The organism is Dysgonomonas reticulitermitis, assembly GCF_054601275.1.
Genome location: NZ_BAAHWU010000079.1, coordinates 1 through 8,972, shown reverse-complemented (window position 1 = coordinate 8,972; position 8,972 = coordinate 1). Strand labels below are relative to the sequence as shown.

Here is an 8,972-nt window from a genome sequence, read left to right as displayed (position 1 = left end):
TTGACATTATGTGTACTGCTGCGATTTTCCATTAACGTTGTACTTATGTAAGAATTTTAAACATTTATAGAAGCTAAAGCCTTGCACTAAAGTACATGGTTTTAACTAGCGAACCTGAAAAATAAAAGAGCCGATTTGATATAAGAATTTTAGGGTAAGCCTTGATACAATATTAAAGTTTACCACTATATTTATTGATATTTTCATTTCAGGCAATATCATGAACAAAAAAAATATTGCTTGTTAATTATTTATCTTTTATTAACACCGGAAATATGTCACAATCTTTACATTCCCTGCTTCGCCAAAGAGGAGGAATTGCATCGGTTTCTTTCTCTGAGTTGCTCTTTGATTTGATTTATGTATTTGCGGTCACTCAGATTTCGCATTACCTGCTGCATCACCTCGATTGGCTGGGTTTTCTGCAAAGCATGGTAATATGGTTTGCTGTTTGGATGGCATGGCAACATACAACCTGGATGACTAACTGGTTCGACCCCAACATCCGTAGTTTATCATCCGAAAGAACGTCCCTGGGTAAAACCGGAGAATGCGAGTACAGAACAATTGATTGAACAGATAAGCAAATGTCCTTCAGGGGCATTGTCGTTTGTTATAACGAAGAAAAGTGAATTCTGATCCATATTAAGGGCAATTTCGTACTTTCCTAAGCACCTAAAACAAAAAGCGTGTAAACCATTGATTTACACGCTTAGTTGATCCCCTTTTGTGATCCGAGCGGGATTCGAACCCACGACCCACAGCTTAGAAGGCTGTTGCTCTATCCAGCTGAGCTACCGGACCATCCTTTTTGCTTTTTAGCGAGTGCAAAGATAATGGAATTTGCCCTTTTAGCAAATAAATATGGGAGAATTTTCCCAAAGGGAATTTAGAAAAGGATCAGTGCTGTAAGCTAGAAGCCCAAAAAGTTTTCAAATGATAATTCATATTGGTATAAAAACAACCCCCACTGGTCTCACGACTTATGGGGGCTAACACAAACTTTACAAAACTACATTACTATCTTGAGATAGCTATATCTAAAGGAAGTATTAGCTGTTTTAGCCCAGTTATTATCAATCGTACCATGCCAATAATTTCGCATATTATTTACTATAATGGAAACAGTAGCCCGATCACAGGCTTTAAACGGTTCAGGAACATCATCACAAATAGTGTATGTAAAACTGTCGCAACCTGTAAAATTTTCCTTCGGAGTATATACATATGTTCCGTCTGCGTTTATTTGAACGTTTCCACCTTCGATAGTTGTTATGGTACCGGTGGTAGTTACTGTTTGTATATGACCTTCCATGTCGAAGTCATTAGTTAGCACATTCCCGCTTACCGGTGTGTTTTTATATGTAACTTTCATTCTTACTTAAATCATCAGTATTATAAGGAATATCGTATACAGTCCATTTACCGGTAACCGGATTATAAGCTGTTTGCTGTTGATTCCATGTTTCGGTATCAGCAGAACCAATCGGCGCAGGAGTAACTCTGGCACCCATAGGAACTGTATGGCTTATGTACTCATATCCGGAAGGTAACAAATCATTTATAGTCACATTCTGGGTATACATCAAGCCCTTATTGGTCACTTTGATAGTAAAATTTCCATCCAAGACCCGGCATATACATTAAGGGCAGTATAAGAGTGAGGTTTTGGGAGATGTTAAGTTTATTAACTTTTAGAATTCTACTTTTTCTTATTCTCTTTACAAGTACATAAAATAAAGACTCTTTTAGCAATGTCTAGAACGAAATAAAAATCATATATTTGGAAAAAATTAGAATAACACAAAAAATATTAGTTATGGGACTTCTTGATAAATTAAGAACGGAATTAATTGATATTATCGAGTTTCTGGATAATACGCAGGATACGATAGTATATCGTTTCGAAAGACATAATAACGAGATAAAGAACAATGCTAAGTTAATTGTTCGTGAAGGACAAACTGCTGTTTTTGTCAACGAGGGTGAGATAGCTGATACCTTTACCCCGGGTACTTATACATTAAATACCCAGAACCTACCTATTCTGACAACATTGAAGGGGTGGAAGTATGGTTTTAACAGTCCATCCAAGGCAGAGGTATACTTTGTTAGTACCAAGAACTTTATAGACCAGAAATGGGGAACTAAGAATGCGATCATACTCAGCGACAATCGATTCGGGATGGTCGAAATCAGGGCATTTGGTATGTATTCATTCAAAGTGACGGATGCTCCTGTTTTTATTAGAGAAATAGTAGGTACAAACCAGACATTCACTACCGAACATATACAAGAGCAGCTTAAGAGTATTATTGTAACCCGTTTTTCGGATGCTACGGGAGAATCTAATCTGCCGATAGAAACTTATGCAGCTAATCTGAATGAATTGTCGGAAGCCATCTTCGGATATATGAAGGACGATTTTGCCGCTTATGGAATGGATGTTACCAAGTTCCTGATCGAAAATATTTCTATGCCGGACGAAGTGAAGAAGGAAATTTTCGAACTAAGCAGGCTGGATAAGATCGATTTGGATAAACTGACAAAACTAAAAGCTGCAAAAGCGATGGAAGCTGCTGCCGAAAATCCTTCGGGTACAGCCGGAATGGGCATTGGGCTTGGTGCGGGGATGGCTATGGCCAATCAGATGACGCAGCAAATGGCTAATCAGGTACAAAACAGTCAGAATGTACAAAATACTCCTCCTCCGATATCGGGCGGAATGTCATACTATGTAGCCGCAGGCGGACACCAAACAGGTCCATTTTCTAAAGAAGGGCTGGTTCAACTTGTGGAAAAGCAAGTGTTGACTAAAGATACCCTTGTCTGGAAGCAGGGATTAGCCGCTTGGGTGCCTGCCGGTGGACAGCCGGACCTGCAAGATCTGTGGACTGCAACTCCTCCTCCGTTACCAAATGTGTAATATAAAGTATGTCTGAAATTATCGAAAATATACCCATGAGCAGCGACACATATCAGTGTATGAATTGTGGGGCTGCTCTGAAATATAAACCGGGAACGACTTTTCTGCACTGTGATTATTGCGGAACAGATACTCCTATCGATGCAAAGGTTGTAGATGAGGTCGAAGAATTGGACTTTGAGCAATATGTGCAGCAATTCGAAGATTTAAATCTCCATTCTACCAAAATTATCGGTTGCCGTAAATGTGGCGCTGAATCGACATTCGATGAAAGCCTGAAATCAATGGAATGTCCTTACTGTTCTACACCATTGATAGAGTCCGACGCGCACGAAGAACGCCTTATACAACCGTCTTATCTCTTACCTTTTAAAATAAGAGATAACGAATTGCAGACTTATATGAGTGACTGGCTGAAGAAACGCTGGTTTGCTCCTAATAAACTTAAATCAAGGGCTTTATATTCAAACCGGATGCAGGGTGTATATATTCCGTGCTGGACTTATGATGCGCAAACAGAAACCGATTATGAAGGAGAACGAGGCGATACATATACTGTTACAGTAGGAAGCGGCAAAAATAGGAGGACGGAGACCAGGGTGCGTTGGAGTTATGCCAGTGGTCATATATCTTTGTTTTTCGATGACGTTATGGTTCCTGCTTCTAAGATTATCAATTCCGAAATAATGGGAAAGATAAATAACTGGGATACCATGAATATGGTGGAGGCGAATAATCGTTTTCTCAGTGGATTTATAACGGAAAAATATGGATTGAATATGACTAATGGCTACGATATAGCCAAAAGTAAAATGGAATCCGATATTCAATATGCTATCAGGCAAGATATAGGTGGAGACCGTCAGCGGATTAATTCAGCAAAAACCGTATTCAATAATATAAAGTTTAAGCTGATATTGCTGCCTGTGTACATGTCTTCGTATACCTATGCTGACAAATTATACCACTTCTTTGTAAATGGGAGAACGGGGCGTGTTACCGGTGATCGCCCATATAGTGTTATAAAAATAACATTGGCTGTGATTTTGGGTATAATACTTATCGCCCTGTTTGCCTTGTTTGTCAGCCGGCAAGAATAAAATATAATCACTATCCTGTAATAATAAATATTATAGGATTTTTTTAATTTAATAATTTAATAATGAATCAAAGAAAAGATTTGAAAAAGAGTGCTTTCTGGTTTAAGAGATTTTCCGGAAAGGCCTATGGTGCGTTTAACAGCATGCATAGGGTAGTGCACATTAGTGTTGCTACGGGATTTGTGCTTGCTACGGTGCCGGCTATTGGCGTATCTGCCCAAACAAAAACAGAGAATAAAAAAACACTGGAAGCAACAGAACACGATCTGGAAGAAGTAATGGTCACGGCATCGCGGGTCGAAATTCCGGTCAATCAAACGGCTAAGCTTGTGACTATAATTACAAAAGAGCAAATAGAGCAGGCGCCCGTCCAAAGTATTCAAGACCTTCTGATCTATGCAGCCAACATAGATGTAGTTCAACGGGGAGGACATGGCGTACAATCAGACATCTCGATCCGGGGAGGATCAAAAGACCAAACAGCAATACTACTCAACGGGGTTAATCTCTCCAATCCGCACACAGGAGTTTATAGTTTAGACATCCCCGTCAATCTCTCGGACATAGAACGTATCGAAATCATACATGGCCCGTCTGCACTGATATATGGTGCAAGTGCATTTGCGGGAGGTGTAAATATTATTACAAAGAAAAGAGCCGACTCAAAAGGATATGCAAGTATCGAAAGCGGAATGCATAATTTGCGAGGCTTGGAAATGCGGGGAGCCGCGAAGCTGGGAATAGCAACGACCAGTCTTTCGACAGGATATAATTCGTCGGACGGATATACCGATAATACCGACTATAACCTCTATAATATCCTGATGCAAACCAGGTTTCAATTTAAAGAAAATTCAAAATTAGACCTGAACCTGGGATATAATGACAAAAAGTATGGAGCCAATAGTTTTTATACAGGTGCATTTCCTAATCAGTTCGATCATACGACAAGATATATAAGCTCTTTGAAAGGGGAGTTCGGGTCGAAACTTAAATTTATACCTATTCTTTATTGGTTCAGGCATCACGATATATTTGAACTAAGAAGAGGATCGGAAAACGGAAAAAATTATCATCGGGGTGATACATACGGTACAAACCTTATCATGCAATACACATCTAAATTAGGAAGTACCAGTTTGGGTGGAGAAGTGCGGCACGAAGATATAATGAGCTCGGTTTTGGGTAAACTGATGGCAGAGCCACACGGTAAGTATAAAAAGTACGATGACCGCTTGAATAGTAGTGTCACTTTGGAGCATACAGCAAAATTAGACTACTTTGTCGTGTCGGCGGGGGTACTGATGAATCATAATACGATGGAAAAAGGGAAATATAAGCTGTATCCTTCCGCCAGTATTGCTTATCGCCCGACAGATGCAATCAATATATATACCACATGGGGAAATTCAACCCGCCTGCCGTCTTTCACCGAATTGTACTATACCACCGAGACGCATGAGAGTAACTCGAATCTGAAACCGGAACGCTCTCAATCAGTAGACTTGGGATTCAAGTATAAGAACTCATTCATCAGCGCTTACATAACAGGTTATTTGATGTGGGGACGGAATATAATTGACTGGGTGGATGTACAAAAAGAAGATGGGCATACAGTCAGCGCTTCATGGAATCATACGGAGGTAAATACGCAAGGTGCAGAAATGGGTGTTCGTTTCAGGCTTGTAGATCTGATGCCTATATTGGGAGAAAACTCATCTCTTTCTTTAGATTACGCACGTATGCATCAAGATGCTGACACCAAAGGGTTGAATTCTCTGTTTAAACTAAATTACCTTCGCGATAAGTTTGTCGCAGCGTTCAATCATCATATCTATAAAGGCTTTTCGGCAGGATGGTATTTGCGTTATCAAAAACGGATGGGTGTATATAAAGCCTTTGAGAATGCTGTTGAAGCCGGTAAAAAGCCATATCGGGCATTCTCAACTTTAGATCTGAAGATCAATTATCAACATGAGAACTTATTGTTACACCTCAATCTGAATAACATCTATGATACTGAATACAACGATATCGGCAATATTCCACAGCCGGGTTTCTGGCTGACCGGCGGAATAAGCTATACCTTTAAATAAATATATAAAAATAAAAGCCGGAGTTATCTGATAACTCCGGCTCTTTTATGAGTATGTTTTTTAAAGATTTTCTCTTATATTTCTTGCTATTTCTTCAAATTTTGCTTGTTCCATTTTCACTCTTTGATTCGAAAGCGACATGTCCGACTCCTTGTTAATAGGTATCAGATGGATATGGGCATGAGGGACTTCCATTCCTATAACCATTATACCTACGCGCTTACAAGGGATTGCCTTTTCAATGGCTTTGGCCACCTTTTTTGAAAAAACGGTCATATCTTTCAGCAAACTGTCATCTAAGTCGAATAGATAATCTATTTCCTTTTTGGGTATAACCAGCGTATGTCCTTTGGCCATGGGGTTAATATCCAGAAAAGCATAAAAGTTATCGTCCTCTGCCACTTTATATGAAGGAATTTCTCCGGCTACTATTTTACTAAAGATGCTGGGCATAGTTTTTAGATTGAAATATCGACTATCTCGAAACTCATAATTCCCGATGGAACTTTTATTTCGGCTACATCTCCTACCTTTTTTCCCATCAGTCCTTGAGCAATAGGTGTGTTTACCGCAATTTTATTCTCTTTCAGGTTTGCTTCGCTTTCTGCTACCAGCATATATGTCATTTGCTGATTGTTTTTTGTATTACGTATTGTAACCTTATTGAGTATTTGTACTACATCCGTGCCAATAGCATCCTCGTTAATCAGGCGTGCATTAGCCAGTAAATTCTTCAATTGGGCTATTTTCGCTTCCAACATGCCCTGTGCTTCTTTGGCAGCGTCGTATTCTGCGTTTTCAGACAAATCCCCTTTGTCTCTGGCTTCAGCTATTTGTTTCGATATAGCCGGTCTGTCTACGGCCTCCAGCGTATTAACTTCTTCTTTTAGCTTTTTATAACCGTCTTCGGTCATGTAAGATACAGCCATGGTAATTTTAAAATTAAACTAGTTAGTTACTATTTTTTTTTAGATTTTAAAGAGACAAAAAGAAAAAGAATCCTTGCCATATAGGCCAGAACTCCTTTTCCTTTTACAATCTGTTGAAAACAAAGATATACTATATTTTCTATATAATCAAATATTTATATTTCTTTTACAATAATTTTTTCACTTCCGCGGCTAAGTTGTCCGTAGCCAATATCCTTCTCACAATTTCTCCGTTTTTATTCAGTAAAAAAATCGTAGGAAGCCCTTGTACATTAAATTTCGTCAGAAGAGGCGAATTTAGATATTTGTCATCTCTTACACAAGTCCAAGGCAGGTTTGTCGCTGCATTTTTCCATGCATGCACATCTGTATCGAACGAAATCTGATAAACGTCGACTGTACCTTTGTTTTTGCTGTACACATCATTTATTAAAATATTATGCGCGGGGGAGAACTCTGTTTGATAAGCAGTGAAATCGAGGATAACGACCTTACCTTTCATCGAAGACAGGCTTTTTATGTTATTTTTGATATCAGGTAATAATATTTCATAATAGTCCTTGTTATCCATTGGTTGCGAACTTTCAATTTTTTTCAATGTTTCATTTTGACTTTCAGCCCTTTTTAATTCGGCCAGAGTAGACAATGTGAAGTTTTTCAGATGCTCGGCTCTTGGCGATTTTGACTTAAACTGATCCCAAATGGTAGCTACTGCCCTGAACGCAACTAAATCGCTTTTGTCATATGGGTCGAAAATTAGTAGCCCATCTACTTTTTGAAACAGAGCGAAGTAGCTGGCCAAACTCTGATAGTCGGATAATATAAGAGCTTTCGCTTTGCTCTTATATTCGTTTACACTTTCTTGAACTCCTGATACATACTGGTCTTGAGTGATTTCTTTAGCCTCATATTTTTTCTTTAAGTCAGCGATTTCGAGACTTAATTTATGCTGAGATAAGACTACATCTTTTATTTTAACTGAGCCTTCCGAGCCTTCTATAGTATATTCTGAGGCAAAAGCAGGCTTTGTTGCATACACTGTAATGGATTCCGTAGAATCGACAGCCAAGTTGATAGCTTGATTTTCCATTTTCAGAATATAGAACTCCGGATAGCCTAAAGCCGGTTCTTCAAATTTAAAATGACCTTCGCCGTCCAGTTTCACAGAATCGAGGACTACCGTCTCGTTTAGAGATCTTCTTTCCAAATAGAGCATCGTTGTATCGGCTTTTGCTATTTTGCCTTCGATAGTAAAATGCGGTCCTTTATCCTTACATGATGCCAAAAGAATAATGATAGAAAAAACTGCCAGCTTAGTCAAAAAAGTCGTTTTCATTTACCAGTGTATTTATTATTGAATTTATGAGCAACAAAGATATTTAATTATCGGATATAATTAATCTTAAAGAATCCGATTTTTACTGAAGTCGTTCTTGAAATTCCATCTTTTCTTTTACTTTTACGAAAATGTTAAATTAATTCTGTCTAGCCATGCACAGATCAGCTTTAAAGCTTTCATATGAATTTGGTATAGGACGATATTTTTTTTCGGACGAAACATGTTCTACAACATATTGTAATAGTGGGTGATAGTGTTTAATTTTGGAGTCTGGCCCGTCCTACTGATAAAAAAAATAGCGGATAAAGTTTGGAGTGTAATAAAAAGTTTTCTACTTTTGCACCCGCTTTGGTACTGGAGAGTGCTGCCGAACAGCGACGGGATTGGGGTTTTGGGTTGAGATCTTTTGGTTCAGCCAAGAGTATTTTTGGTCTTCCCGGTTTTAAGTTAAAGCGAAAAACAAAGCGATCTTTGAAGGAATTGAAATAACAACATTAAGAGTGTAGTACAATAGAATGAAGAATGAGGAATGAAGAATTTAATTTTTCACTTTTAATTTTTCATTTAAAGAAGGGTATTATA

General features: G+C 38.5%; 8 protein-coding genes, 1 tRNA gene and 2 pseudogenes. 5 read left to right on the top strand and 6 right to left on the bottom strand.

All coding sequences use genetic code 11. The annotated features are described in order from the left end of the window. Positions 1 to 275 precede the first annotated feature (275 nt). Together ACYPZI_RS15160 and ACYPZI_RS15155 are read left to right on the top strand one after the other, a co-directional pair. Positions 276 to 491 (top strand): annotated as a pseudogene (locus tag ACYPZI_RS15160) (low temperature requirement protein A); the annotation flags it as partial. Between the two features lie 19 nt (positions 492 to 510). Then, positions 511 to 639, top strand: a pseudogene (locus tag ACYPZI_RS15155) ((4Fe-4S)-binding protein); the annotation flags it as partial. A gap of 91 nt (positions 640 to 730) precedes the next feature. Here the strand turns inward: ACYPZI_RS15155 and ACYPZI_RS15150 are convergent. The 3 genes from ACYPZI_RS15150 to ACYPZI_RS15140 form a co-directional block, all read right to left on the bottom strand. Then, a tRNA-Arg gene (locus ACYPZI_RS15150) sits at positions 731 to 804 on the bottom strand. 208 nt (positions 805 to 1,012) lie between these two features. Continuing rightward, a complete protein-coding gene (locus tag ACYPZI_RS15145) occupies positions 1,013 to 1,375 on the bottom strand; it encodes an Ig-like domain-containing protein (protein WP_459603085.1) in 363 nt (120 codons plus the stop codon). Further along, positions 1,359 to 1,628, bottom strand: coding sequence for a hypothetical protein (locus tag ACYPZI_RS15140; RefSeq protein ID WP_459603083.1), 270 nt, complete (start codon positions 1,626 to 1,628; stop codon positions 1,359 to 1,361). Before ACYPZI_RS15140 ends, ACYPZI_RS15145 begins: the two co-directional genes overlap by 17 nt. A gap of 191 nt (positions 1,629 to 1,819) precedes the next feature. On the opposite strand from ACYPZI_RS15140, the gene ACYPZI_RS15135 reads away from it, so the two are divergent. From ACYPZI_RS15135 to ACYPZI_RS15125, 3 genes are all read left to right on the top strand, one after another. Further along, positions 1,820 to 2,926, top strand: coding sequence for an SPFH domain-containing protein (locus tag ACYPZI_RS15135; RefSeq protein ID WP_459603081.1), 1,107 nt, complete (start codon positions 1,820 to 1,822; stop codon positions 2,924 to 2,926). 8 nt (positions 2,927 to 2,934) lie between these two features. Next, a complete protein-coding gene (locus ACYPZI_RS15130) occupies positions 2,935 to 4,026 on the top strand; it encodes a TFIIB-type zinc ribbon-containing protein (protein WP_459603079.1) in 1,092 nt (363 codons plus the stop codon). Positions 4,027 to 4,088: 62 nt separating this feature from the next. Next, on the top strand, positions 4,089 to 6,122 hold the full coding sequence (locus ACYPZI_RS15125; RefSeq protein WP_459603077.1) for a TonB-dependent receptor plug domain-containing protein: 2,034 nt from the start codon (positions 4,089 to 4,091) through the stop codon (positions 6,120 to 6,122). 60 nt (positions 6,123 to 6,182) lie between these two features. Here ACYPZI_RS15125 and ACYPZI_RS15120 read toward each other — a convergent pair whose 3' ends face one another. The 3 genes from ACYPZI_RS15120 to ACYPZI_RS15110 all read right to left on the bottom strand — a co-directional run bounded on the left by ACYPZI_RS15120 (position 6,183) and on the right by ACYPZI_RS15110 (position 8,387). Next, positions 6,183 to 6,575, bottom strand: coding sequence for an HIT family protein (locus tag ACYPZI_RS15120; RefSeq protein WP_459603075.1), 393 nt, complete (start codon positions 6,573 to 6,575; stop codon positions 6,183 to 6,185). Between the two features lie 5 nt (positions 6,576 to 6,580). After that, a complete protein-coding gene (greA, locus tag ACYPZI_RS15115; RefSeq protein ID WP_459603073.1) occupies positions 6,581 to 7,051 on the bottom strand; it encodes a transcription elongation factor GreA in 471 nt (156 codons plus the stop codon). Positions 7,052 to 7,217: 166 nt separating this feature from the next. Beyond that, positions 7,218 to 8,387, bottom strand: coding sequence for a thioredoxin-like domain-containing protein (locus ACYPZI_RS15110; RefSeq protein ID WP_459603071.1), 1,170 nt, complete (start codon positions 8,385 to 8,387; stop codon positions 7,218 to 7,220). Positions 8,388 to 8,972 lie beyond the last annotated feature (585 nt).

Coding starts and splice junctions, on each gene's coding strand:
- ACYPZI_RS15145 (WP_459603085.1), bottom strand. CDS start 1,375: ATGAAAGTTACATATAAAAACACACCGGTAAGCGGGAATGTGCTAACT.
- ACYPZI_RS15135 (WP_459603081.1), top strand. CDS start 1,820: ATGGGACTTCTTGATAAATTAAGAACGGAATTAATTGATATTATCGAG.
- ACYPZI_RS15130 (WP_459603079.1), top strand. CDS start 2,935: ATGTCTGAAATTATCGAAAATATACCCATGAGCAGCGACACATATCAG.
- ACYPZI_RS15125 (WP_459603077.1), top strand. CDS start 4,089: ATGAATCAAAGAAAAGATTTGAAAAAGAGTGCTTTCTGGTTTAAGAGA.
- ACYPZI_RS15120 (WP_459603075.1), bottom strand. CDS start 6,575: ATGCCCAGCATCTTTAGTAAAATAGTAGCCGGAGAAATTCCTTCATAT.
- greA (WP_459603073.1), bottom strand. CDS start 7,051: ATGGCTGTATCTTACATGACCGAAGACGGTTATAAAAAGCTAAAAGAA.
- ACYPZI_RS15110 (WP_459603071.1), bottom strand. CDS start 8,387: ATGAAAACGACTTTTTTGACTAAGCTGGCAGTTTTTTCTATCATTATT.